This is a genomic window from Streptomyces himalayensis subsp. himalayensis (assembly GCF_013778455.1).
Classification (GTDB): domain Bacteria; phylum Actinomycetota; class Actinomycetes; order Streptomycetales; family Streptomycetaceae; genus Streptomyces; species Streptomyces himalayensis.
On the sequence record NZ_JACEHE010000007.1, the window covers coordinates 176,955 to 201,616 of the forward strand.

At 70.6% G+C, this 24,662-nt stretch carries 25 protein-coding genes; 12 read left to right on the forward strand and 13 right to left on the reverse strand.

What is annotated here, in order from left to right:
* The first annotated feature begins 16 nt into the window (after positions 1–16).
* The 6 genes from H1D24_RS14265 to H1D24_RS14290 all read left to right on the forward strand — a co-directional run bounded on the left by H1D24_RS14265 (position 17) and on the right by H1D24_RS14290 (position 4,649).
* A complete protein-coding gene (locus H1D24_RS14265) occupies positions 17–319 on the forward strand; it encodes an urease subunit gamma (protein ID WP_010988499.1) in 303 nt (100 codons plus the stop codon).
* A 10-nt stretch (positions 320–329) separates the two neighbouring features.
* Complete coding sequence (locus H1D24_RS14270; RefSeq protein ID WP_181657901.1) at positions 330–641, forward strand: urease subunit beta; 312 nt, start codon at positions 330–332, stop codon at positions 639–641.
* Positions 634–2,355, forward strand: a complete 1,722-nt coding sequence (locus H1D24_RS14275) for an urease subunit alpha (protein ID WP_181657902.1) — start codon at positions 634–636, stop codon at positions 2,353–2,355. Before H1D24_RS14270 ends, H1D24_RS14275 begins: the two co-directional genes overlap by 8 nt.
* Before the next feature lie 8 nt (positions 2,356–2,363).
* On the forward strand, positions 2,364–3,038 hold the full coding sequence (locus H1D24_RS14280; RefSeq protein WP_181657903.1) for an urease accessory protein UreF: 675 nt from the start codon (positions 2,364–2,366) through the stop codon (positions 3,036–3,038).
* 154 nt (positions 3,039–3,192) lie between these two features.
* On the forward strand, positions 3,193–3,891 hold the full coding sequence (gene ureG, locus H1D24_RS14285) for an urease accessory protein UreG (RefSeq protein WP_181657904.1): 699 nt from the start codon (positions 3,193–3,195) through the stop codon (positions 3,889–3,891).
* Entirely contained in the window at positions 3,891–4,649 is a 759-nt protein-coding gene (locus H1D24_RS14290) for an urease accessory protein UreD (protein WP_181658037.1), read from the forward strand. The genes ureG and H1D24_RS14290 overlap by 1 nt, the downstream gene beginning before the upstream one ends.
* A gap of 41 nt (positions 4,650–4,690) precedes the next feature.
* Here H1D24_RS14290 and H1D24_RS14295 read toward each other — a convergent pair whose 3' ends face one another.
* Positions 4,691–5,449 (reverse strand): lysophospholipid acyltransferase family protein, encoded by a 759-nt coding sequence (locus H1D24_RS14295; protein WP_181657905.1) that lies wholly within the window; start codon positions 5,447–5,449, stop codon positions 4,691–4,693.
* A gap of 388 nt (positions 5,450–5,837) precedes the next feature.
* On the opposite strand from H1D24_RS14295, the gene H1D24_RS14300 reads away from it, so the two are divergent.
* Complete coding sequence (locus tag H1D24_RS14300; protein ID WP_181657906.1) at positions 5,838–6,245, forward strand: SSI family serine proteinase inhibitor; 408 nt, start codon at positions 5,838–5,840, stop codon at positions 6,243–6,245.
* A 127-nt stretch (positions 6,246–6,372) separates the two neighbouring features.
* On the opposite strand, the gene H1D24_RS14305 is transcribed toward H1D24_RS14300, so the two are convergent.
* The 5 genes from H1D24_RS14305 to H1D24_RS14325 form a co-directional block, all read right to left on the reverse strand.
* Entirely contained in the window at positions 6,373–6,531 is a 159-nt protein-coding gene (locus H1D24_RS14305) for a hypothetical protein (protein WP_181657907.1), read from the reverse strand.
* 179 nt (positions 6,532–6,710) lie between these two features.
* Positions 6,711–7,661 carry a cytochrome c oxidase assembly protein gene (locus tag H1D24_RS14310; RefSeq protein WP_181657908.1) on the reverse strand — a complete coding sequence of 317 codons (951 nt, stop codon included), beginning with the start codon at positions 7,659–7,661 and terminating at the stop codon, positions 6,711–6,713.
* A 166-nt stretch (positions 7,662–7,827) separates the two neighbouring features.
* Positions 7,828–8,853, reverse strand: coding sequence for a 6-phosphofructokinase (locus H1D24_RS14315; RefSeq protein WP_181657909.1), 1,026 nt, complete (start codon positions 8,851–8,853; stop codon positions 7,828–7,830).
* A gap of 202 nt (positions 8,854–9,055) precedes the next feature.
* Entirely contained in the window at positions 9,056–9,784 is a 729-nt protein-coding gene (locus H1D24_RS14320; RefSeq protein WP_181657910.1) for a type 1 glutamine amidotransferase, read from the reverse strand.
* A 23-nt stretch (positions 9,785–9,807) separates the two neighbouring features.
* Complete coding sequence (locus tag H1D24_RS14325; RefSeq protein ID WP_181657911.1) at positions 9,808–11,046, reverse strand: Mur ligase family protein; 1,239 nt, start codon at positions 11,044–11,046, stop codon at positions 9,808–9,810.
* Between the two features lie 233 nt (positions 11,047–11,279).
* On the opposite strand from H1D24_RS14325, the gene def reads away from it, so the two are divergent.
* Positions 11,280–11,819: a peptide deformylase gene (def, locus tag H1D24_RS14330; protein WP_181657912.1), complete on the forward strand. Its 540-nt coding sequence runs from the start codon at positions 11,280–11,282 to the stop codon at positions 11,817–11,819.
* A gap of 267 nt (positions 11,820–12,086) precedes the next feature.
* On the opposite strand, the gene H1D24_RS14335 is transcribed toward def, so the two are convergent.
* Positions 12,087–12,728, reverse strand: a complete 642-nt coding sequence (locus H1D24_RS14335) for a TetR/AcrR family transcriptional regulator (RefSeq protein WP_181657913.1) — start codon at positions 12,726–12,728, stop codon at positions 12,087–12,089.
* A 161-nt stretch (positions 12,729–12,889) separates the two neighbouring features.
* On the opposite strand from H1D24_RS14335, the gene H1D24_RS14340 reads away from it, so the two are divergent.
* On the forward strand, positions 12,890–14,116 hold the full coding sequence (locus H1D24_RS14340; protein WP_181657914.1) for an acyl-CoA dehydrogenase family protein: 1,227 nt from the start codon (positions 12,890–12,892) through the stop codon (positions 14,114–14,116).
* An 80-nt stretch (positions 14,117–14,196) separates the two neighbouring features.
* On the opposite strand, the gene H1D24_RS14345 is transcribed toward H1D24_RS14340, so the two are convergent.
* The 5 genes from H1D24_RS14345 to H1D24_RS14365 all read right to left on the reverse strand — a co-directional run bounded on the left by H1D24_RS14345 (position 14,197) and on the right by H1D24_RS14365 (position 18,938).
* Complete coding sequence (locus tag H1D24_RS14345; RefSeq protein WP_181657915.1) at positions 14,197–14,799, reverse strand: cupin domain-containing protein; 603 nt, start codon at positions 14,797–14,799, stop codon at positions 14,197–14,199.
* 87 nt (positions 14,800–14,886) lie between these two features.
* Entirely contained in the window at positions 14,887–15,981 is a 1,095-nt protein-coding gene (locus H1D24_RS14350) for a type III polyketide synthase (RefSeq protein ID WP_181657916.1), read from the reverse strand.
* A gap of 234 nt (positions 15,982–16,215) precedes the next feature.
* A complete protein-coding gene (locus tag H1D24_RS14355; protein WP_181657917.1) occupies positions 16,216–16,479 on the reverse strand; it encodes a DUF6213 family protein in 264 nt (87 codons plus the stop codon).
* 177 nt (positions 16,480–16,656) lie between these two features.
* Positions 16,657–18,051 (reverse strand): NADP-dependent succinic semialdehyde dehydrogenase, encoded by a 1,395-nt coding sequence (locus tag H1D24_RS14360; RefSeq protein ID WP_181657918.1) that lies wholly within the window; start codon positions 18,049–18,051, stop codon positions 16,657–16,659.
* Between the two features lie 410 nt (positions 18,052–18,461).
* A complete protein-coding gene (locus H1D24_RS14365) occupies positions 18,462–18,938 on the reverse strand; it encodes an NUDIX hydrolase (protein WP_181657919.1) in 477 nt (158 codons plus the stop codon).
* 247 nt (positions 18,939–19,185) lie between these two features.
* Here H1D24_RS14365 and H1D24_RS14370 point away from each other — a divergent pair, with 247 nt between their 5' ends.
* Together H1D24_RS14370 and H1D24_RS14375 are read left to right on the forward strand one after the other, a co-directional pair.
* The gene (locus H1D24_RS14370) at positions 19,186–19,341 is read left to right on the forward strand and encodes a hypothetical protein (RefSeq protein ID WP_181657920.1); all 156 of its coding nucleotides are present in this window, start codon (positions 19,186–19,188) and stop codon (positions 19,339–19,341) included.
* 33 nt (positions 19,342–19,374) lie between these two features.
* The gene (locus H1D24_RS14375) at positions 19,375–20,751 is read left to right on the forward strand and encodes a glycosyltransferase (RefSeq protein ID WP_181657921.1); all 1,377 of its coding nucleotides are present in this window, start codon (positions 19,375–19,377) and stop codon (positions 20,749–20,751) included.
* 32 nt (positions 20,752–20,783) lie between these two features.
* Here the strand turns inward: H1D24_RS14375 and H1D24_RS14380 are convergent, their stop codons facing one another.
* Positions 20,784–22,322, reverse strand: coding sequence for an ATP-dependent DNA ligase (locus tag H1D24_RS14380; protein WP_181657922.1), 1,539 nt, complete (start codon positions 22,320–22,322; stop codon positions 20,784–20,786).
* A 298-nt stretch (positions 22,323–22,620) separates the two neighbouring features.
* On the opposite strand from H1D24_RS14380, the gene H1D24_RS41730 reads away from it, so the two are divergent.
* Positions 22,621–24,657 (forward strand): serine/threonine-protein kinase, encoded by a 2,037-nt coding sequence (locus H1D24_RS41730; RefSeq protein WP_220136713.1) that lies wholly within the window; start codon positions 22,621–22,623, stop codon positions 24,655–24,657.
* Positions 24,658–24,662: the final 5 nt, after the last annotated feature.

The window sequence follows — 24,662 nt, forward strand, 5'->3', positions numbered from 1 at the left end:
CTGTGAGGTGGGACGCGTGCAACTGACGCCGCACGAGCAGGAGCGACTGCTCATCCATGTGGCCGCCGACGTGGCCGAGAAGCGCCGCGCCCGCGGGCTCAAGCTGAACCATCCCGAGGCGGTCGCCCTCATCACCTCGCACATCCTCGAAGGGGCGCGCGACGGCCGTACCGTCGCGGAACTGATGTCCTCCGGACGCAAACTGCTCACCCGCGACGACGTCATGGAGGGCATCCCCGAGATGATCCACGACGTCCAGGTCGAGGCCACCTTCCCGGACGGCACCAAGCTCGTCACCGTCCACGACCCGATCGTCTGAGGGGGACGTGATGATTCCTGGAGAGATCCTCTTCGCGGACGAGCCCGTCGTCGTCAACGAGGGCCGCGAGGTCACGCAGCTCACCGTCCTCAACGCCGCCGACAGGCCCGTGCAGGTCGGCTCCCACTACCACTTCGCCGAGGCCAACCCCGGTCTGGAGTTCGACCGCGCGGCCGCGCGCGGCAAGCGGCTCAACATCGCCGCCGGCACCGCCGTGCGCTTCGAGCCCGGAATCCCCGTCGACGTCGAACTCGTACCGCTCACCGGCGCCCGCGTGGTGCCCGGACTGCGCGGCGAGACCGGAGGTGCCCTCGATGCCTGAGATCTCTCGTGCCGCGTACGCCGATCTCTTCGGGCCTACTACCGGCGACCGTATTCGGCTCGCCGACACCGATCTGCTGATCGAGATCGAAGAGGATCGTTCCGGCGGACCCGGGCTCGCAGGTGACGAGGCCGTGTTCGGCGGCGGCAAGGTCATCCGCGAGTCGATGGGCCAGTCCCGCGCGACGCGCGCGGAGGGCACGCCCGACACCGTCATCACCGGCGCCGTGATCGTCGACCACTGGGGCATCGTCAAGGCGGACATCGGCATCCGCGACGGCCGTATCACCGGCATCGGCAAGGCGGGCAACCCGGACACGATGGACGGGGTGCACCCCGACCTGGTCATCGGCCCGGAGACCGAGATCATCGCAGGCAACGGCCGCATCGTGACCGCGGGCGCCATCGACGCCCACGTCCATCTGATCTGCCCGCAGATCGCCGACGAGGCGCTCGCCTCCGGCATCACCACCCTCGTCGGCGGCGGCACCGGCCCCGCCGAGGGCTCCAAGGCGACCACCGTCACGCCCGGCCCCTGGCACCTCGCCCGGATGCTGGAGGCGATGGAGGCGTACCCGCTCAACTTCGGTCTGCTCGGCAAGGGCAACACCGTCTCGCACGAGGCGATGCTGTCGCAGCTGCGCGGGGGCGCTCTCGGGCTGAAGCTCCACGAGGACTGGGGATCCACCCCTGCCGTCATCGACGCCGCGCTGACCGTCGCCGACCAGACCGGCGCTCAGATCGCCATCCACACCGACACCCTCAACGAGGCCGGTTTCGTGGGTGACACGCTCGCCGCGATCGCGGGGCGGACCATTCACGCGTACCACACCGAGGGCGCGGGCGGCGGGCACGCACCCGACATCATGACGGTCGTCTCCGAGCCGTACGTGCTGCCGAGCTCCACCAACCCGACCCGGCCCTACACCGTCAACACCGCCGAGGAACACCTCGACATGCTGATGGTCTGCCACCACCTCAACGCGGCCGTGCCGGAGGACCTGGCCTTCGCCGAGTCCCGGATCCGGCCCTCCACCATCGGGGCCGAGGACATCCTCCACGACCTGGGCGCGATCTCGATCATCTCCTCCGACGCCCAGGCGATGGGGCGTGTCGGCGAGGTGATCATGCGTACGTGGCAGACCGCGCATGTGATGAAGCGGCGGCGCGGTGCGCTGCCGGGGGACGGGCGCGCGGACAACCACCGGGTTCGTCGCTATGTCGCCAAATACACGATCAACCCGGCGGTTGCGCAGGGCCTGGCCCGCGAGGTCGGCTCCGTCGAGACCGGCAAGCTCGCCGACCTGGTCCTGTGGGAGCCGGCGTTCTTCGGCGTCAAGCCGCATCTCGTCGTCAAGGGCGGCCAGATCGCGTATGCGCAGATGGGCGACGCGAACGCATCCATTCCGACTCCGCAGCCGATCCTGCCGCGTCCGATGTACGGCGCGATCGGGCGCGCTCCGGCCTCCAACTCGCTGAACTTCGTTGCGCCCTGTGCCATCGAGGACGGGTTGCCCGAGCGGCTCGCTCTCGGCAAGAAGTTCGTGGCCATCGAGAGCACCCGGGGCGTGACCAAGGCGGACATGCGCGAGAACGACGCCCTGCCGCGCGTCCAGGTCGACCCCGACAGCTTCGCCGTCCACATCGACGGAGAGCTCGTCGAGGCCACCCCGGCCGCTGAACTGCCCATGGCTCAGCGCTACTTCCTGTTCTGAGCCGGGTCATGTCCAGAGCTGCACTTCTTGTCCTGGCCGACGGCCGCTTCCCCGCTGGTGGGCACGCCCACTCCGGCGGGGCCGAGGCGGCCGTCAAGGCCGGGCGCATCACCGGCGCCGCGAGCCTGGAGGAGTTCTGCCGTGGGCGGCTGCACACCTCCGGGCTCGTGTCCGCCTCTCTCGCCGCGGCCGCCGCGCTCGGTCTCGATCCGGTGGAGCTGGACGAGGCCGCGGATGCCCGTACGCCTTCGGCCGCACTCCGTACCGCTGCCCGGCGGCTGGGGCGGCAGATGATGCGGGCCGCGCGGGCGACGTGGCCGCATCCCGAGTTGGACGCGGTGGCGCGGTTGTTTCCCAAGGGCGCCCATCAGCCTGTTGTGCTGGGGGTGGCCGCTCGGGCTGCCGGGCTGGGGGCGGATGATGCCGCGTACTGCTCTCTGTACGAGAGTGTCAGTGGGGCGGCCACCGCGACGGTGCGGTTGCTGAGTCTTGATCCCTTTGATGCGACGGGGGTTCTGGCTCGGCTCGCGCCCGCGATGGACCTTGTCGCCCGGGATGCGGTCGATGCGGCGCGGCGGGCGGTCGAGGACGGGGTTGATGCGTTGCCTGCGGGATCCGCGCCGTTGCTGGAGATCAGTGCGGAGGCGCATGCTGCTTGGGCTGTGCGGCTCTTCGCTTCGTAGGGGGTGGGTTGCTGGTTTTCTTCCCCCACCCCGCCCCTTCCCGTAACCAGGGGCCCTGCCCCTCGACCCCGCTGGGGGCTTCGCCCCCCAGACCCCCTATCGCCCTGACGGGCTCGTCCTCAAACGCCGGACGGGCTGAAATCGGAGCCGCCCCATGCACCTTGACCACTCCCCCTCCCACTCCCACTCCCACGACGGACCCTCCGCCCTCAGCGCCGACGCGCACCGGCCCGACGGCTCGCGCCGCGCGATCCGCATCGGCCTAGGCGGGCCCGTCGGATCCGGGAAGACCGCCACGGTCGCCGCGCTGTGCCATGCCCTGCGCGACGAACTGTCCCTCGCCGTCGTCACCAACGACATCTACACGCGCGAGGACGCCGAGTTCCTGCTGCGGGAGGCCGTGCTGCCGCCCGAGCGGATCACCGCCGTGGAGACCGGGGCCTGCCCGCACACCGCGATCCGTGACGACATCTCCGCCAACCTCGAGGCCGTCGAGGATCTCGAGGACGAGGTCGGCCCGCTGGATCTCATCCTCGTCGAGTCCGGCGGGGACAATCTGACGGCCACGTTCTCCAAGGGGCTCGTCGACGCGCAGATCTTCGTCATCGACGTGGCGGGCGGCGACGACATCCCGCGCAAGGGCGGGCCGGGGGTCACCACGGCCGACCTGCTCGTCGTCAACAAGACGGACCTCGCGCCGTACGTCGGCTCCGACCTGGCCCGGATGGCAGCCGACGCCAAGGCACAGCGGGCCGAACTGCCTGTCGTCTTCCAGTCCTTGAGGGACGACAAGGGCGTCGCGGCCGTCGCCGACTGGGTGCGCGGGCAGCTCGCCGCCTGGACGGCGGCATGATGACCTCGGCCGGCGTCCGGGCCACCGCCCGGATCGCCGCCACCGCGGACGGCCGGGGCGGCACCGCCCTGCCCGTACTCGACGGCGAGGGCCCGCTCGCCCTGCGCCGCACCCGTGCCGCAGGGTCCGAGGCGCGCGTCATGCTCGTCGGTGCGATGAGCGGTCCGCTCGGTGGGGACCATTTCACCGTCGAGGCGAACGCACATGAGGGCGCGCGGCTCCACGTCGGTTCGGCCGCCGCAACCATCGCCCTGCCCGGGCAGGCGAAGGGCCCGGCGCGTTACGACGTCAGGCTCACCGTCGCCGATGACGCCGAACTGCACTGGCTGCCCGAGCAGCTGATCTCCGCGTGCGACAGCGAACTGCAGGTCAGAACGCGCGCCGAGCTGGCCGCGGGCGCGCGCCTCGTGCTGCGCGAGGAGCAGGTGCTCGGCCGTGCGGGAGAGGCCCCCGGCCGGCTCACCAGCCGGCTGACGGTGCGTCGCGCCGGGCGGTCGCTGCTCGACCAGGAGCTGGCGTGCGGCCCCGGTGCGCCCGGCGGCTGGGACGGTCCGGCCGTGCTCGGCGGGCATCGCGCCGTCGGGCAACTCGTCGTCGTACGGCCCGAGTTCGTGCACGAGATGCCTCGAGCGGCACTGCTCGGCGAGTTCGCCGCCCTTACTCCGCTTGCCGGACCCGCCGTCCTGGTCACGGCCGTCGCCCCCGACGCCCGGCACCTGCGCCGCGTACTCGACGAAGCGGTTCGGGCGCTCGGCTGAGGAGAGGCGGGTCGCCGCTCGTCCCCCGCGCACCGCCCGCGTCAGCTGAGCGGCATGCGCGGGAACTTCCTGCCCTCCGGACCCTTCTGCCCCTCGCGACCGTCCGCGGCCTGTTTCGCCTTCTCGGCCTCCTCGGCCTTGACCACGGCTGCGTACTTGTCGACGTACTCCTGACCGGACAGGCCGAGGATCGCGTACATGATCTCGTCCGTCACGGCACGCAGCACCGCCTTCTCGTCCTCCATGCCGCTGTAGCGGGAGAACTCCAGGGGCTTGCCGAAGCGGATCGTCACGGGCCTGAGGCTCGGGACCACCTGACCGGGCGGCTGGGCCTCGAACGTGCCGATCATCGCGCACGGGATCACCGGCACACGCGCCTTCAGCGCCATCGCGGCGACCCCGACCTTGCCCTTGTACAGCCGCCCGTCGTGCGAGCGGGTGCCCTCCGGGTAGATGCCGAGCAGTTCGCCCTTGCTCAGTACCCCGAGCCCCTCCCGGATCGCGGCCTGGCCGGCCTCCTTGCCGGAGCGGTCCACGGGGATCTGCCCGGCGCTGCGGAAGAACGCCGCGGTCAGCCGCCCCTTGATACCGGGCCCCGTGAAGTACTCTGCCTTCGCGAGGAAGGTGATGCGCCGTCTGAGGATCGCGGGCATCAGAAAGTGATCCGAGAACGACAGATGGTTTCCCGCGATGATCGCCGCGCCGGACTCCGGCACATGCTCGAGCCCCTCGATCCGCGGCCGGAACAGCAGCCGCAGCAGAGGCCCCAGAAGCACGTACTTGAGAACGTAATAGAACACGGCGCGGCTCCTCGCTCGGCGGGGTCGGCTCCAGGGACCACGAAGCGCCAGGTCCACCGGCATCTGGGGAGTGGTCGTCTCGCGAGCCAGTGTAGGGCGGTGCGACGCGTCTTTGATCGGAAAGATGCAGACCGGTTGAGCGAATATGTTCGCCGACGTGTACGGGGCCGCGGCCGTGCGAAGTGCCCCGGCTGACGGATGCACAGGAACCTCACGGAAGCCTGCCCCGGACACCGCCGGAGAGCCGTTCGGCGTCGACGAGGCCCCCTCCCGGGCGACACGCCCGGCGTGTTCCCTTGGCCTCGGCGGCGGCGGGCGGTGCTCTTGGCCTCCTGCACAAGCAGAAACCTGTGACGGCCACGTGCCCTCACCGCCCCAGGAGGTCCTCATGCGCCCCCTCGCCATCGCCGCCACGGCCCTGATCGCGCTCGCATCGGCCGCTCCTGCCACGGCCGCCCCCGTGCCCACCCCAGGCACACCGCCCAAAGCGCAGAGCCGCCTGTTCCTGACCGTCTCCGGGGACCAGGACACCTGGATCCGCGGAGTGCTGCTGCGCTGCGCCCCCAGAGTGGTGAGCGGTCATCACCCGCACGCGGCCGAGGCCTGTGCCGCCCTCGACGCCGCGCACGGCGATCTCGGCGCGCTGCCCGTCGAGAGGCGCATCTGCACCCACCGGTACTCGCCCGTCACCGTGTCGGCCACCGGCCTCTACCAGGGCCGCATCCTGACCTGGAAGAAGACGTTCGCCAACACGTGCGCGATGGAGGCCGCCACCGGGTACGTCTTCCGCTTCTGAGGCCCGCGGCCCGTACTTCCCAGGCCCGTGGGCCGTACTTCCCAGGCCCGCGGCCCGTACTTCCCAGGCCGGCGGGCCGTGCTTCCCAGGCCCGCGGCCCGTACAGTCGCGCAGCACCAGGTCTCCGTCAGGTGCTGCGCGACACCACCATCGCCAAGGTGATCAGACCGATCACGACCCAGCCGAACCACAGCCAGCCGCTGCTTCCCAAAGCCACCGTGTAGGCAGTCACGACGACCAGACCTCCGACGGTGAGCACCCCCATGACCTTCGTGGAACCGGGCATCGCAACACCCTCCTCGTGGCGGGCCCCGACGCGGGCCGGGGCCTTGGGCCATCCTCGCCCGGCCGGGCGCTGTCCGCCAGAGTCGGCCGGTCAACGGTTCTTGCGTCTCCATAGTGCCGTCGTTCCGGCGCCGGAGGGCGCATCACGGCACACGTGCCGCAAGCAGAAGGTTCCGGCCGTCAGCGGCCGCGCGCGCTGAGGGACGCCAGATAGGCGTTGTACTCCTCGAGCTCCTTGTCACCGTCACGGTCCGCAGCCCGGTCCTTGCGGCGCGCCTGCCGTGCCTCGGAGCGCTGCCACTGGAACAGCAGCGCGATCAGCACAAGCACGGACGGGATCTCGCTGAACGCCCATGCGATGCCGCCCGCCGCTGTCTGGTCGCCGAGCGCGTCGATCCCCAGCGAGGCGGGCGGGTTCGCGTACGTGCCGATCATCGGCGTGGACGCCATCATCAGGGCGATACCGAAGAACGCGTGGAACGGCATGCCCGCGAACAGCTCCAGCATGCGCATCACGTAGCCGGGACGGTGCGGCCCAGGGTCGACGCCCATGATCGGCCAGAAGAACACCAGGCCGACCATGAGGAAGTGGACCATCATCGCGATGTGCCCCGGCTTGGAGCCCATCAGGAAGTCGAAGACGGGCGTGAAGTACAGCGCGTACAGGCTCGCGATGAACAGCGGGATCGTGAACGCCGGGTGTGTGATGATCCGCATGTACCAGCTGTGCAGCAGCATCAGCAGCAGCTCGCGCGGTCCCTTGCGACCGCGTCCCGCGACCGGCAGCGCCCGCAGCGCCAGCGTGATCGGCGCACCGAGCAGCAGCAGGATGGGCGACAGCATGCTGATCACCATGTGCTGCACCATGTGCACGCTAAACATGACCATGCCGTAGTCATTGAGCTTGGTGCACATCATGAGCATCACGCTCAGCACACCCACGGTGAACGCCACGGTCCGGCCCACCGGCCAGCCGTCACCGCGCCGGACCAGCCGCGCCACACCCCAGCCGTACAGGGCGAGCGCCACGAGGCAGCCGATGAGGAAGAACGGGTCCGCGGACCACTCGAGGCCTCGGCCCAGCGTGAACGGCGGCAGATCCATCGTCGTGCCGTGCCCGCTGTGATCCATCCAACGGCTCCTGATTCGTGGAGGGCCTCCCCTTGCCCGTCAGGAACCGGGGGAGGGTTTTGCGCTGTCTGTCCGCACCAGAGTAGAACTGCCCCCGGCCGTCTCCGCGGCCGGGGGCAGTTCCCGGGATGTACGGGGGTCGCCGTCTGGACACGACCCGGGTGTGCTACAGCACGCACTCCGCCTCGTCGTACCGGTGCGCCGGTACGGTCTTCAGCGTCTCGACCGCCTCGGCGAGGGACACCATCGTGATGTCGGTCCCGCGCAGCGCCGTCATCATGCCGAACTCGCCGCGGTGCACCGCCTCCACCGCGTGCCAGCCGAAGCGGGTGGCCAGGACGCGGTCGTACGCGGTGGGGGTGCCGCCGCGCTGGACGTGGCCGAGGATCACCGGGCGGGCCTCCTTGCCGAGGCGCTCCTCGAGCTCGATGGAGAGCTGCCGGGCGATGCCCGCGAACCGCTCGTGGCCGTAGACGTCCTTGCCGCCCTCGTCGAACTCCATGCTGCCCGGGCGCGGCTTGGCACCCTCGGCGGCGACGACGATCGCGAACCGCTTGCCTGCGGAGAACCGCTCGCCGACCTTCTGCGCCAGCTCCTCGATGTCGAAGGGGCGCTCCGGTACGACGATGGCGTGCGCGCCCGCGGCCATGCCCGAGTTCAGGGCGATCCAGCCGGTGTGCCGGCCCATGACCTCGACGATCAGGACGCGCTGGTGGGACTCGGCGGTGGTCTTGAGCCGGTCGAGCGCCTCGGTGGCGACTCCCACGGCGGTGTCGAAGCCGAAGGTGACGTCCGTGGCGGCGATGTCGTTGTCGATGGTCTTCGGCACGCCGACGATGGGCAGGCCGTTGTCCGACAGGAGGCGGGCCGCCTTCAGCGTGCCCTCGCCGCCGATCGGGATGATCGCGTCAAGACCCAGCTCCGCGACATGGCCCTTCGCCCGCTCCACGCCGTCGCGCAGATGCTCGGGGCGCACGCGGGACGAGCCGAGGATCGTGCCGCCGCGCGCGAGGATGCCGCTGACCGCGTCCAGGTCCAGCTTGAGGTAGTCGCACTCGAGCAGGCCCTTCCAGCCGTCGCGGAAGCCGATGACCTCGTCGCCGTGGTCGACGACGGCACGGTGCACGACGGACCTGATGACGGCGTTCAGACCGGGGCAGTCGCCGCCGGAGGTGAGGACACCAATTCGCATTTGCCCGAAATACCTTTACTACGTGGGCCGAGGACCGGACCACGCTGTCCGGCTGTGTCTCTGCCACCCTACCGGCGGGAGTGGGTGCCGCCGAACCGTGCGTCCGACTGCTGGACGCCCCTGCACAAGTGAGCGGACAGCCCGTCAGTCGGGCTGTCCGCTCACTCGTGTGGCCTACTGTGCCGCCGCTGTGCCGGGCCGGTCAGGCGGGCTGCTGCGCGGCGGCGATGCGCTCGGCGCGAAGCGCCTCGTACCACCGGTCGTCGGTCGGCGGCAGTGCGTTCACATCCAGCGCGAGCTTCAGCAGCAGGTCGGCGATCTGCGGGTTACGGGCGAGCACCGGGCCGTGCATGTACGTGCCGAAGACCGTGTCGTTGTACGCGCCCTCGGAGCCGTCGCCCGTGCCGTTGCCATTACCGAGCCGGACCTGCGCCAACGGCCGTGCGTTCGGACCGAGATGGGTGATGCCCTGGTGGTTCTCGAACCCGGTCAGCTGCGGCAGACCGAGCCGCGGGTCGATGTCCGCCAGTACGTCACCGACGCAGCGCGCGCCCTCGCCACGGGTCGACACGACGTCGAGGAGGCCGAGACCGGGCTCGCGCTCCCCGAGGTCGTTGATGAACTCGTGGCCGAGGATCTGGTAGCCGGCGCACACCGAGAAGACGATCGCGCCGTTGCCCACCGCGCGGTGCAGACCGCCGTCACGGCGCAGCCGCTCGGCCGCGAGCCGCTGCGGCCGGTCCTCGCCGCCGCCGATGAGGTAGATGTCGCCGGAGGTGGGAATCGGCTGGTCGCTGCGCACGTCGATGCGGGTCACGTCCAGGCCGCGCTGCCGGGCCCGGCGCTCCACGACCAGCGCGTTGCCCTGGTCGCCGTAGGTGCTGAGCAGGTCCGGGTAGACCCACACGAGACGCAGGCTGTTGTCGCTCATGCTCAATTCGTCCTTACGCGGGGTCAGTTGCCGACGCGGCGGCGCAGGTCCTGGAAGGCGGTGTAGTTGGCGATCGTCTCGATCCGCCCGGCCGGTGCCAACTGCACTGCCTCGTCGAGGGACTGGCAGACCTGGAACGTCTGGCCGGCCACCTCGAGGCGTACGGCGAGGTCGAGCCTGCGGTCGCCGACGACGAAGAGCGGGTGCCCGGTGAGACGGGTGTAGTCGACGTCCCACAGCCAGGACGTGTCGGTGCCGTCGGCGGCGCGGGCGTTGACGGCCAGGATCACCGGGGTCGGGGGCTGCTCGATCAGCGAGAACGTCTCGAGCCAGCCGGCCGGGTTCTTCGCCAGCAGGAGCCTGAGCTCGCGGCCCATGAACTGCACGACGTCGTACCGGCCGGCCACCGCCTGCACCTGGTACATGCGCTCCAGCGCGACCTGCGGCGGCACGCCGAAGACCGCGCCGACCGCGGCCGACGTGGTGGCGTTCGCCTTGTTGGCACGGCCCGGCAGCTGGAGGTGGATGGGCCACGCGGAACCGTGCGGGTCCAGGACGTGGTCACCCGACAGGGCCCAGCTCGGCGTGGGACGGCGGAAACCGCACTGGCCGCAGAACCAGTCGTCGCCGGGGCGCTGCATCACGCCGCCGCACGCCGGGCAGGACCAGGCGTCGTCCTTCCACATCTGCCCGGCGGCCACCCACACCACGTTGGGCGAGGAGGACGCGGCCCACACGACCAGCGGGTCGTCGGCGTTGGCGATGACCACGGCCTTCGTACCGGCCAGGCTCTCGCGCCAGTGCTCGGCGAGCATGCGGGTCTCGGCGGCGCGGTCCAGCTGGTCGCGCGAGAGGTTCAGCAGTGCGATGGCCTTGGGCTCGACGTCGCGGGCGACCCCGGCGAGGTACTTCTCGTCGACCTCGATCACGCCGAAGCGGGACTCCGCCCCCTCGGCGAGGGCCGAGGTGATGCCGGCAGGCATGTTCGCGCCCAGGGCGTTCGACACCACGGGACCGGCGGCGCGCAGGGACTCCGCGATGAGCCGGGTGGTGGTCGTCTTGCCGTTGGTGCCCGACACCAGGACGACATCCAGGTGCTGGGCGAGCTCCCCGAGCAGGTCGGGGTCCAGTTTGAGCGCCACTCGGCCGCCGATCACCGAACCGCTGCCGCGCCCCGCGGCGCGCGATGCCGCCGCGACAGCCTTGCCCGCCGTCACGGCCAGCTTGGCCCGCGGTGACAGCGGGTCCGAGTTGCCTGCCATCGTTCTGGATCCTCCTTGCGTACTGCGCCGCGCGTTGCCCCGGGCAGAGTGTGGGCCTCAGCCTATCGACCTCGGCTCTCCGCCCCGAACGGCGGCACCTCCGAACCGCCGTTCACGGAGTGCATCCCCGCACAGCCGTTCACGCCGTGCACGGAACGTACCCGATCAGGGCCGGCGGACCGTTCGTTCTCCCCGTGGCGTTCACGCCGTGCACGGAACGTACCCTTGCGGCCATGCGACACGGCAAGATCCCCGGCGCCACCGGACGCGTACGGCCCGTCACCCTGTTCGGGGATCCCGTGCTGCACGCGCCGTGCCAGGAGGTCGCCGACTTCGGCCCCGCGCTGGAGCGGCTGATCGAGGACATGTACGCGACAATGTACGCTGCCCGGGGCGTCGGCCTTGCCGCGAACCAGGTCGGCGAGGCGCTGCGGGTCTTCGTGTACGACTGCCCGGACGACGAGGACCAGCGCCATCTGGGGCATGTGGTGAACCCGCGCCTGGTCGAGACGGACGGCGTCGTCGTACGCGGGTCCGAGGGGTGTCTGTCGCTGCCGGGGCTCGAAGCGGGGACGCCGCGCTTTGATCGCGCCGTGGTCGAGGGCTTCACGATGCGCGGGGAGCCGGTGCGGGTGCATGGCACCGGGTTCTTCGCCCGTTGTCTGCAACACGAGTGCGATCACCTTGACGGGCGTGTCTACACCGATCGCGTCACGGGGTGGCGTCGGCGGCGCGTGCTGCGGGCTGCGGCGCGGGCGCCCTGGGGGCGGTAGGCGCGTCGCACGGCTCAGGCCGTTGTGGGTTGTCTCCACCCAGCTACCGCTGAGAGGTGCCCCCAGCCCTGCGGAACGCCTGCCCGCAACGGTTCGTGCAGCTCAGAGGTGCTCACAAAATGGGAGTCCGATCAGCTCGAGGCGCCTGGTGCGTGCGATCGCAAGGCGCCGGAAGACCCTCGTAGCGGAGCTACTAGGGTGTTTCGGCAACGCGGCGAGCGTGCGTGCCAGGCGCCTCGAGCCGGGCGCCCATTTTGTGAGCACCTCTTAGAAACCCGGGCCGCCCACGCGGTCCGCGACCGCGGCCAGGCGGCCCCAGAGGAGGTCCGCCAGGCTGCGTACCAGCTCGACGCGGGTGCAGGGGTTTTCGCCGAGCCACCAGTCGCCTGCGGCGTGCATCATGCCGACGATCCCGTGGCCCCAGATGCGCGCCAGCTGCTGGCTCTCGGGGCCGATGTCGACCCGTTCGGCGATGACCGTGGCCAGCTCCTCGCCGAGCCGGCGCAGCAGGGGAGCGGAGTGGCGGCCCACGTCGAAGCCCTCGCCCGATGTGCCGCCCTCGGCGGGGTGCATCAGGAAGCGGTACACCTGGGGGCGCGCCTCGATCGCCGCGAGATAGGTGTCGAGCGTGGACTCCACGCGCTCCCGGCGCTCCGCGGGGGCGTCCAGCGCGGCACGCAGTGAGTCCAGAAGCGCGTCGGTGTGGCGCTTGGCGAGCGCCGCGTACAGGCCGCCCTTGTCGCCGAAGTGCCGGTACAGGATCGGCTTGGTGATGCCCGCCTCCGCCGCGATGGCGTTCATCGAGGCGCCGGGGCCGTCGCGGAGCACCACGCGGTCGGCCGCCTCCAACAGCTCGCGCCGCCGCTGGTCGGCAGAGCGCTGCTGCTCGGTCCGCTGTGTGGTCTCCATGTCGCCTCTCCCCGCCCGTGTGATCGGTCGCGCACGCGCAAAGTAACACTCGAAGTGCTGCCCGCATCGAACGGGCTGCCGGGAGTTGACATCCCCTACCAGCCGGTAACAGACTCGCGTTACCGTAAGTAACACATGCTGAGAACGCTGCTGGAGGGGTCATGGCCGAGTTCACCATGGAGCTCAACGACGAACAGAAGGAGGTCCGGGACTGGCTGCACGGCTTCGCCGCCGACGTGATCCGACCCGCGGCCGCCGAATGGGACGAGCGTGAAGAGACCCCGTGGCCGGTCATCCAGGAGGCCGCCAAGGTCGGCATCTACTCCCTCGACTTCTACGCCCAGCAGTATTTCGACCCCACGGGCCTCGGCATCCCGATGGCCATGGAGGAGCTCTTCTGGGGCGATGCCGGTATCGCCCTGTCCATCGTCGGTACCGGTCTGGCCGCCGTCGGCGTCCTCGCCAACGGCACCGATGAGCAGATAGGCACCTGGATCCCACAGATGTACGGCGATGCCGACGATGTGAAGGTCGCCGCCTTCTGTTCGTCCGAGCCGGACGCCGGCTCCGACGTCGCCTCGATGCGCACCCGTGCCGTCTACGACGAGGCCAAGGACGAGTGGGTCATCAACGGCACCAAGACCTGGGCGACCAACGGCGGCATCGCCAACGTCCATGTCGTGGTCGCGGTCGTCGACCCGGAGCTCGGGTCCAAGGGCCACGCGTCCTTCATCATCCCGCCGAACACGCCCGGCCTGTCCCAGGGCCAGAAGTTCAAGAAGCACGGCATCCGTGCCTCGCACACAGCCGAGGTCGTACTGGAGAACGTCCGCGTCCCCGGGTCCTGCCTGCTCGGCGGCAAGGAGAAGCTGGACGAGCGCCTGGCACGCGCGCGTGAGCGTGCGAAGGCGGGCGGCGAGCGTGTGAAGAACGCGGCCATGGCCACCTTCGAGGCGTCGCGGCCGGCAGTCGGCGCCATGGCGGTCGGCACGGCCCGCGCCGCGTACGAGGAGGCGCTGGAGTACGCCAAGACGCGTGAGCAGTTCGGCCGGCCGATCATCGACAACCAGGGCGTCGCCTTCCAGCTCGCCGACATGCGTACGCAGATCGACGCCGCCCGGCTGCTGGTGTGGCGGGCGTCCTGGATGGCGGTGAACGGCAAGCCGTTCACCGCGGCCGAGGGCTCGATGTCGAAGCTGTTCGCCAGCGAGACGGCCAAGAAGGTCACCGCTCAGGCCGTCCAGATCCTCGGCGGCAACGGCTTCACCCGCGAGTACCCGGTCGAGCGCATGCACCGCGACGCGGCGATCTACACGATCTTCGAGGGCACGAGCGAGATCCAGCGTCTGGTGATCGCGCGGACGCTGTCGGGCATGCCGATCCGATAGGCCGATCCAAAGAGGTCGGTGACCGCGCCGAGTCACTGAACTCGGTGTAGCCCGTCGGGCCGCTGCCTTGTGCTGTCCCTTCAGGGGCCGTGCCGCAGCGGTGTGAGCTGCTCGATGTCGTAGCGGGCACGCAGCTCGGTGATCGCGGCGCGGTCCGGTGGTCCGCCGGAGGCGAAGATCTCGAGCAGTTCCTCGAAGTACCGCTCGTGGTCAGGCGGCGGAGATGCCTGGAAGAACATCTTCGCCGGGGCGTCGGTGGGATTGGCGAAGGCGTGCGGGCAGCCGGGCGGGACGACGATCACCGTGCCCGGCGTGGCCCGCACCACCCGGTTGCCCGAAGCGGACTGCCAGCGCTGCCAGTTGTCGGGAGTCCGTACGAGCGGCTCGAAGGCGAGCACGTCCAGCTCGCCTTCCAGCACATAGAAGAGCTCCTCGCTGCGCGTGTGGACATGCGCGCCGACGTCGAAACCCGGAGGCACCACCACTTCGAAGCTGGAGGCCATGCGGGAGTGCGCCCCTGTCACCTTGAATGTCACATGGTGGGCGGGGGTGTGCACTGTGCGGCCGTGCCCTGGCGGCACCAGCAGGCCTTCGGCGCCGGGCGCCGGCAGGTCGTCGGAGGACGTGAGTTCCTCCCCGTCCTCGGCCGGAACGTGTCCTTCGTGCGGCGTGAGCGTGGACATGGGTCTCCTTGCGAGCGATGCCTCACCCGGCGACCGGCAGGGCTTCCCGGCCGCGGGTCGACGCGCTGCGGCGCCAGGGCCCTTGCGTCATACGGAGGAGGCCGCCTGCGCTGCCGCCTGCGCCGGTTCACGGTCGCCCACGGACCAGCGGCCGAGCGACATCTCGGCCGTGATACCCGGACCGAAGCCGGCGAGCAGTCCGCGGGCGCTGTGGTCCGCGCCGCCGTCGTCGAACAGCCTGCGCAGGGCGTCCAGGACGACCGCGCTGGCGATGTTCCCGTACTCCGTGAGCGTCGCGCGGCTGAACCGGAAGGCCTCCGGCGGGACCTGCAGGAACTTGCTCAGGTCGTCGAGGATCCTCGGACCGCCCGCGTGGATGATGTAGAAGTCCAGATCGGAGGCGTCCCAGTCGTGCGCTGTCGCGAGTGCCTTGAGGGCGGGGGCGAGCGGCTCCATGGTGGTGGGCACCCGCTTGTCCAGCAGGAAGTGGAAGCCGGTGGCGCGCACGTCGTAGGCGATCCACTCCTCCGTCTCCGGGATGAGGTACGAGCCGTTGCGCTCGAGCCGGACCCCGGTGCCGCCGCGGCCGCGCACCACGGCAGCGGCCAGGCCGTCGCCGAAGAGTCCGTTCGACAGCAGTGAGCCGACGCCGAGGTCGGTCGGCTGGTAGCACAGCGAGCAGAACTCGCAGGCGACGATGAGGGCGTTCGCCTCGGGGTACGCCGTGCAGAAGTCGTGCGCCCGGTTGATGGCCGCGCCGCCGGCGGCGCAGCCCAGCTGGGCTATGGGTATCTGCCGCGTGTTGCTGGGAAACCCCATGGTGTTGATCATCCACGCCGTCAGCGACGGCATCATGAAGCCGGTGCAGGACACGTAGATGATCACGTCGATGTCCGCCGGCTTCAACTCGGCGTCGTCCAGCGCCTGCCGTACGACCTCGGGCACCCGCGCCTTCGCCTCGGTCTGGTAGAGCTTGTTGCGCTCCTCGAACCCGGGATGCTTCAGCGTCTCCTCGATCGGCTGCACCAGGTGGCGGGTACGTACACCGGTGTTCTCGATGAGCCTGAGCGCCAGCGGAAGCTGAGGGTGGTCCGCGTGGCGGGATCGTGCCAGATCAAGCGTCTCCTCCATGGTGATGACATGTTCCGGAACGGACACAGCGGGCCTGCACAAAGTCGCCATGAGCCTGCGCCTTCTCTCGCCCCCCGGCTGAGGATTGGGCCACCCGGCTGAGGGCGGCTCATCCCACGATGGCCCGGACGGGCGTGGATCTCGCGCGGGATTACTCCAGACCGGGGACACGCAGGGCACGGTCGGATGGCCCAGAGCCGACGTCGACGGTCACGTTTCCGCAGGTCAGCGGCGTTCGTGCGGGTGCAGGCACGTAGTGCCACTCCCAGAGGGCGACGGGAGTCCTCAGGGGTGCGGGCGGCGGGCGCCCGGGGCCTCGGGGGCCGAACTGCTGTGCGCGATGCACGCCACGTCGATGCGGTCGGCGAGCTTGGCCAGTTCGATCGTGAGCGCCGCCACCGTGTCCTCGTCGAGCGTTTCGTGGCCGGCATGCACCATGCGCAGCCAGTGACCGCCCACCGTGCGCAGCAGTTTGCTCACGTCGGCGGCGGACACATGCAGTCCGCCCTGCCTGTCGACGATCAGAGGCAGTGTCACTTCACGACCCACTGGGGCTCCCACAGATAGGGCGTACGGCTGGACCAGGCAGTCGTCCGGCTGCCGGGAACACGGCCGGCCCGCCTCGGCGACCTTCTGTGGATCGTAACCGGAGCCCTGGCCGGACGGAGGGATCGTGGCCGCGGCGGCCTGCCGAAGGCCCCGTGTCACGCGTGTCGGACGCGGTGCTCAGGCGCCCTGCCACACCGTGGTGATGTTGCAGAACTCGCGGATGCCGTGCCCGGACAACTCGCGCCCGTAGCCGGAACGCTTGACTCCGCCGAACGGGAACGCCGGATGAGAGGCCGTCATGCCGTTCACGTACACACCGCCCGCCTCGATGTCCCGTACGAAACGGTCAACTTCCGCGTCGTCGCGCGTCCAGAGGTTCGAACTCAACCCGAACGGCGTGTCATTGGCGAGCTCCACGGCCGCCTCCAGATCGGGGACCCGGTAGAGCGCGGCGACGGGGCCGAACGTCTCCTCCCGGTGGATGCGCATCCCGGGCGTGATGTCGGCGATCACCGTGGGCGAGTAGTACCAGCCGCGCTCGGCGAGTCCCTCCGGGCGATGGCCGCCGCACAGCAGCGTCGCGCCGCGGCGCACCGCGTCGTCGACGAGCTCTTCGAGGTCCTTGCGCCCCTGCTCGCTGGAGAGCGGTCCCACCTCGGTGGACTCGTCCAGCGGATCGCCCACCTTCAGGGCGCGCATCCCCGCGGCGAAGCGGCCCGCGAACGCGTCGTACACATCCGCGTGGACGATGAACCGCTTGGCGGCGATGCAGGACTGCCCGGTGTTCTGCGCCCGCGCCCGCACCGCCGTCTTCGCGGCCTCCTCGATGTCCGCCGAGGGCATGACGACGAACGGATCGCTGCCGCCGAGCTCCAGCACCGTCTTCTTCACCTCGTCGCCGGCGATCGAGGCGACGGAGCGGCCCGCCGGTTCGCTGCCGGTGAGCGTCGCCGCGGTCACCCGGGGGTCGCGCAGGATGCCCTCGACAGCGCCGGATCCGATGAGCAGCGTCTGGAAGCAGCCCTCGGGGTAGCCCGCCCTGCGGAAGAGGTCCTCCAGGTACAGGGCGGTCCCCGGCACGTTCGACGCGTGCTTGAGGAGGCCCGCGTTGCCCGCCATGAGCGCGGGCGCGGCGAACCGGATCACCTGCCACAGCGGAAAGTTCCACGGCATCACCGCGAGGATCACGCCGAGCGGGCGGTAGCGGACCCGGGCGCGCACGGCGCCGGAGTCCTTCACGTCCATGCCTGCCGGATGCTCGTCGGCGAGCAGGCCCTCCGCGTGATCGGCGTACCAGCGCATCGCCTTCACGCACTTCGCGGCCTCCGCGCGCGCCTGCGTGATCGGCTTGCCCATCTCGGTCGTCATGGTGCGCGCGATGTCCTGCTGGTCCTCCTCGAGCAGGTCCGCGGCGCGGTGCAGCAGCCGCGCCCGATCGGCGAACGAGGTGGTGCGATACCTGTCGAAGGCCTCGGCGACCTTCGCGATCCGCCGCTCGATCTCCTCGGCGCTCAGGCCGTCGTACGTCTTGAGCGTCTCGCCGTCCGCCGGATTCACCGTCGCGATGGGCATGGCGGGCACCTCCTTGTGCTCGGTGCTTCGACCTTGGCCCGGCGCGTACAGCGCCGCAAGACGGCGGGAGCGCCGGGAAACGCCGCGTACCCGTGGGCGCGGCCGTCATGCCTCCTCGGCGGCGTCCTCGGCCCCCAGCGGCCCGATGCCGCGCGCCAGGGAGCAGCACGTCCAGCCCGCCGCGCGTCGCACGCAGCGAGGCCTCGGCGCTGTGGTTCCAGAGCCGGAGGCACCCAGCACCGCGGGGCCGGGTCCGCTGCGGGTTCGAGCACCGGGTGGCCCGGTGCGGCAGGGTTCCAGTGCCGGGAGCCCTCGGCTCTGCGAGGCCCCAGGCGCTGGGAGGCCCGAGGCGCCGGGAGGCCCTACCACCGGAAGCCCACCACTGGGAGGTCCCACAGTGCCGCGAGGCCTCAGTCGTGCACCGCGTCGAGGTGCTCGGCCAGCCGGTCCAGGAACGTCGTCTGCGCGGACACGACCACCTCGCGGGCCCGGTCGAGGGCGAGCCAGGCCACCCGGTCCAGCTCCGGGAAGGCGGTCATACGTCCCGATCCGCGGGGCCACTCCAGCGTGAAGGTCCCCGGCACCACGTCGGCCGGATCGAGGTCGCCCTCGACGGCCCACACCGTCACGGTCTTGCCGCCCCTCTGCCGGACCTCGCCCAGCGGTACGGCTTCGCCGTCCGGCGGCGGCAGCCCGAGCTCCTCCGTGAACTCGCGCCGTGCCGCGTCCCAGGCCGGCTCATCGGGGTCGTACTCGCCTTTCGGCACGGTCCACGCCCCGGCCTCGCGCCTCGCCCAGAAGGGGCCACCCATATGTCCCAGCAGGACCTCGACACCCTCGGGCACGCGTCGGTACAGGAGGAGCCCTGCGCTGCGGTTCACGGCCATGGAACCAGTGTGCCGAGCTGGGGGTGTCCGCACGGAGTGAGGCCGACCCGCGGGCAAGTAGTCGCACCCCAGAGTGAGGCCAGACATCCATCCGGAGGAAAATCCCATAGTCCGCTCAGAGGAACGGGCGTGTCCCTGCGATGACCGAGGCAGCCCTGCTCATCCTGTGACGGTTGCCGGGCCCGACGGCGAGCCGTCCGTGCGCCCGCAGCAACCCACGTCATCACGGACACCCTGAAGGAATCGCATGTACGGATCCGGACTCGCCCGCACTGGGCCGGCAGCTCTCGTCATCGGCGGGGTCACCTTCACACCGCTGTGGCAGATGGCGATCGGCGTCGGCGTCGTCCTTGTCGGCGCCATCGGCGTTCGTCTCTCCAGTCGCCTTCCGCGGAGCAGCTGAAGAAACGTTTCGCGCGCATCGATGAAGAATCGTTTGATTTGTGTCGCTCAGACCGGCCGTCGGCGCTGTCTGGCAGTCTCACTGGTCAGCGCCGCGGCCCTGACCGCGTACGCCCACCATCACCTCACCAGGATCGTGCACGAGCCGTCGCGTCTGGTCGCGATCGACGCTCTCGCTTTCTGCTGGCTGGCCTTCACCCTGATCGCGGCGCACACGCATCGCGACGTCAGGCTCACAGGCGGGCAGGCCCGGCGGCTGGACGACCGCCGGGTCACGGTGGTGGTACCGGTCTTCAACGAAGACCCGAAGACGTTCCGCGCGCTCCTGGAGAGCGTGGGCCGCCAGTCGCGGCTCCCGCAGCGCCTCCACGTCGTCGACAACGGCTCCACCGACAGCGACTGCCGGGTCGTGTTCGACGACTGGGTCCGGACCGCGCCCACGCGCCTGGAGGTGCGGTACGACGCCACCGGCCGGGTGGGCAAGCGCCGGGCGCAGGCGGTGGCGTTCGACGCCGATCCGGAGGCGGACATCTTCTGCACGGTGGACTCCGACACCGTCCTGGACCCGCACGCCATTCGCGAGGGCATCGCACCGTTCTCACGCGCCGACATCACCAGCGTCGCGGGACTGCTCTTGGGGCTCAACCACGCGCAGAACCTGCTGACACGGCTGGTGGACCTGTCGTATGTGATGTCGTTCCTCAACGGCCGCTCCTCCACGTCCCGCCTCGGCTCCGTGGTGGTGAACTGCGGCGGGCTGGCGTTCTACCGCGCCGACGTCGTGCGGAAGTATCAGCACGCCTACGTCACGCAGACCGTCTGGGGCCGGCCTGTCTCCTCGGGCGACGACCGCATGCTGACGGGCTACTCCCTGCTGGAGGGGCGGACGGTGATTCAGGAGAGGTCGGTCGCCTACACGCTGCTGCCGGACAACCTGTCCCATCTGACCCGGCAACGCCTCCGGTGGTGGCGGTCGTTCTTCTGGGGAGGCGGCTGGCTCATCCGGACGTGCCCGGTGTCCAAGCCCGGGTGGTGGCTGGTGCTGTGGCAGTTCGCCGGGTTCGTCCTGAACTCCTACGCGTTTCCCGTGGTGCTGATCGTCCACGTGTCCGAGGCCGGCCGACTCGCGCTGCCGTTCCTCGGATATGTGGCGTTGCTGTCCTACCTCCGCTCCATGCGGTACTTCACCCTCCGGCGCCCCGACCAGACCCGCCTGCAGCAGCTGATGATCTTCACGATGGCGCCGTTCTCCACGCTGTTGAACCTGTACGTCTGCACTGTGCTGCAGTACGCGGGTCTCGCCACATTCCTGAAGACCGGCTGGTCCACCCGTCAGACGGTGGAGGTGTCCCTCGGCGCTGTACCTGAGGTCGGTGCGAGGACCGTACCGGGTGCCGAGGTGCGAACCTGACAGCAACGCGTCGCCACCTGAAGCGGCGGTGGCTATCGGGCGTGGGCGGCAAGCACCGTCTCCACGGTGTCCGCATCCGCGGGCGACTTGTCCTCCCGGTACCGCACCACACGCGCGAACCGGAGCGTCACGCCCGCCGGATACCGCGTGGACTTCTGCAGCCCGTCGTACGCGATCTCCACGACGAGTTCGGGCCGCACCGTGACGACGTACCCGTTGTCGCTGACCGCGAGCTCCCGCAGGCGCTCGGTCTGCCAGGCGAGAATCTTGTCCGTCATGCCCTTGAACGTCTTGCCGAGCATGGCGAACGAGCCGTCGGGGCGGCGCGCGCCCAGATGGAGGTTGGACAGCTTTCCGGTACGCCGGCCGTGGCCCCACTCGGCCGCCAGCACCACCAGATCCAGGGTGTGCACGGGCTTCACCTTCAGCCAGGAGGCACCGCGCCGTCCCGCGCTGTAGGGCGCGGCGAGCCCCTTGACCACGACGCCCTCGTGGCCGCGGCGCAGCGTCGCGGTCAGGAACTCCTCGGCGGCGTTGCGGGCAGCGTCGTCCGCGGGATCGTCCACGACGGTGCGCCGTACCCGCATCGGCTCGGGCACCAGCCGCGCCAGCTCGGCGTGGCGCTCGGCGAACGGCAGGTCGAGCAGGTCGCGGTCGTCGACGGACAGCGCGTCGAAGAAGACGGGGGAGAGAGGCACTGCGGCCGCCGCGGTCGCCACGTCGACACGTGAGCCGACGCGTCCCGCGATCTCCTGGAACGACCGCGGCCGGCCCTCGGCGTCCAGTGCGATCACCTCGCCGTCGAGGATGAAGTGCTCGCCCATCAACTCCCTTGAGAGAGAAGTGAGTTCGGGAAGCCGATCAGTGATGTCGTCGAGTGTGCGGGTGTAGACGCGGATGTCGTCGCCGGTGCGGTGCACCTGTACGCGGATACCGTCGAGCTTCTCCTCGACCGCGCACGGCCCGAGCTTGTCGACGGCTTCCCCTACGGAGGACGCGGTGTGCGCGAGCATCGGCAGGACCGGCCGGCCGACGGTGAGTCGGAAATCGGCCAGCGCCTGCGGGCCGCGGGTGAGCAGGGCCTCGGCGACAGTCTGCAGCGATCCGGCCAGCATCACCGCGCGGCGTACGTCCGCCGCGGGCAGATCGGCCGCCTCGGCGAGCCCCTCGACCGCGAGCGCGTCCAGCGCCCCTTGGCGCACCTCGCCGGTGAGCAGCCCGAAGAGGAACCGCTGCTCGTCCGCCGTGGCCGCGCTCAGCAACTGTCCGACGAGCCGCTTGCGTTCGGCAGCCGAGCCCGCGCCGGATACCGCCCCCAGACCCGTCAGTGCCGCGTCGACCTCGCGCACGGTGAGCGTCGGCTCGGCGGCGGGCGCGACGGGCTCGCGCAGCACGCTCCAGCCGACGCCGAGCCGCCCCTGCGGGATGCGCCCCGCCAGATACGGGATGACGATCGGCACGTCCTCCGGTTCCGCGGCCCGGAACAGCTCGGCCAGCAGGGAGATCTTCCGCGATCGCGCCGAGGTGGCGGCGACTTCCTTGGACACACGTACGAGCCGGGCGAACAGCATGCAGCCATCCTGCAACGCGGCGGCCGCTCGTGCCCGGCGGTCGCAGCAGGTGCGGCAGCCGGGCCGTACTCCATGAGGACCCGGCGGCGGCACACGCTGAGGGACCCGGCGGTCGTACTCGCTGAGGGACCCGGCGGCCGTACTCCCTGAGGTAAGAGGGGGACCAGAGCGTGAAGGGGGACAAGAGCGCCTGCTGTGACGGTATTTGCCCGCTCGAGGGCTCTTTCGGGCGGCGGTCGCGCGGGTAACTGTCACAGGAAAGCTTTCAGCGCTGGGCGAGGGTCTCAGGGGGAAGGCCATGACGGGGGAGACGTCCGGCCACGGCCGGAGTCAGAACCAGGATCAGGACGGCAGGGGGCTCGTCGGGGGCCGGTACCGGCTGGTGCGGCGGCTCGGGACCGGCGGCATGGCGATGGTGTGGCTCGCCTACGACGAGGAGCTGGCCAGCGAGGTCGCCCTCAAGGAGATCGCCGTGCCGGAGCCGGGCCTTTCCTGGCACGCGGGCGGCGACGGCGGCCTGGACCGGGAGATGGCCGCACGGGTGGCGCGGGCCCGCGCGGAAGCCCGTAACGCGGCACGGCTGCGCAGCCATCCGCATGTGGCGACCGTCTATGACGTGGTCCGGCACGACGGGCTGCCGTGGATCGTCATGGAGTACGTGCCGGGGGCCACCGACGCGGACGCGCTGGTCCGGGCCGGCGGCACGATGTCCTCATCCGATACGGCCCGCATCGGCATCGCGATCCTTGACGCGCTCGTCGCGGGGCATCGGCTCGGCATCCTGCACCGGGACGTCAAACCGGCCAACATCCTTCTGGCGCCCCGCACTTCGGATGCGCCACGCACTGCGGATGCGCTCCGCACTTCCGATGCTCCACCCCGCACGTCCGATGCTCCGGCTGACGGTGCGGGGGCGGGGTTCGAGCGGGTGCTGCTCACGGACTACGGCATCTCGCTGCGCCCCTCCTCCGGCGATCCCCGGCTGACGGCTGCCGGCGGGGTCATCGGTACGCCTGGCTATCTTTCGCCGGAGCGGGCCAGGGGAGGGGAACCGACCGAGGCCGGCGATCTCTTCTCGCTCGGCGCGACGCTGTACCGCCTGGTGGAGGGCGAGGGCCCGTTCGCCCGTGACTCCGATCTCTCCACGCTCACGGCCCTGCTCTTCGAGGACCCGCCCCCGCCGCGGCGGGCCTCCGTGCCGCTGGCCACCGCGATGCTCGGCCTGCTGGAGAAGGACCCGGAGCGGCGTATGACGGTGCCGGAGGCCGAGCGTCTGCTGCGCGAGGCGGTCTCGGCGGGGTCGGCAGAGTTGTCGGGGTCCGCCGGGGCGGAAGGCGGCGGCTTCGGGCATCACGGCGGCTTCGGGCATCAGGGAACCCTTGACCTGTCCAACCGGCCGATGGCCGCCCCGACGGCTCCCTCTCCCCTCGTCCCGCCTCCGGCAGGAGCCACGCCCCACAGGAGGCGGCGGGCGCGGGCGTATCAGTTCGTCATAGCGGCGACCGCGGTGGTGACCGCCGTGGCGGGCGCCGTCTGGGGTGGGGCCGCGCTGGGCAACGGGATCGGAGACGATGACGGCCCGTCCGGTTCCGCGTCCGAGTCCTCCGACAGCCGGTCGTACCGCCCGTACCGGAACAACACCACCCTCGACCAGGAACTCGTCCCCGGCGAATGCGTCAGCGCCGTCTGGAAGAACCCGAAGAAGCCGTACACGGGCGAGGTGCAGATGTGGCCGGCGGACTGCCGCGTCTCCTCGCCGGCCGGCCAGGTGATCGCCGTGGAGCCGGTCGCCGATCCCGAGAGCCTGAGCGAGACGGAGGCCAGGCACACCTGCGAGGAACGCACCGCCGAACTCCGCAAGACCCTCGCCGCGCCCGTGGCCTATCCCATGCTGCCCTCCGCCGACGGCTCCACGCTCGCCTGCCTGGTCTTCCAGCGCGGCACCGACGAGATATACGGCCCACTCGGCGAGTTCCGCACAGCGGGCGAGCGTCTCGCTGTCACCAACGCCGGAACAGGCGACTGCTTCAACGTCGACGGCCGGAACCAGTGGTTCCTGACCACCTGCGACAAACCGCATGCCCAGCAGGCCATCGGCTGGGCGAAGGCGCCGGCGGGGATGTCGTACGACGAGTTCCTGGAGGAGAATCCACGGCTCTGCCAGCGGAAGTACGAGCAGGCGTGGGCGCGCGGCACGCCACGGGAGATCGTCGGCTGGTACACAGGGGACGCGGACAGATGGAACGGCGGCTTTCGGTTCCTCATGTGTGCGCTCAAGGACGCGAACGACTCCAAGAAGCTTCCTGGCGGTTCCGCCGAGCCCGTGGACGGCTAGGGACT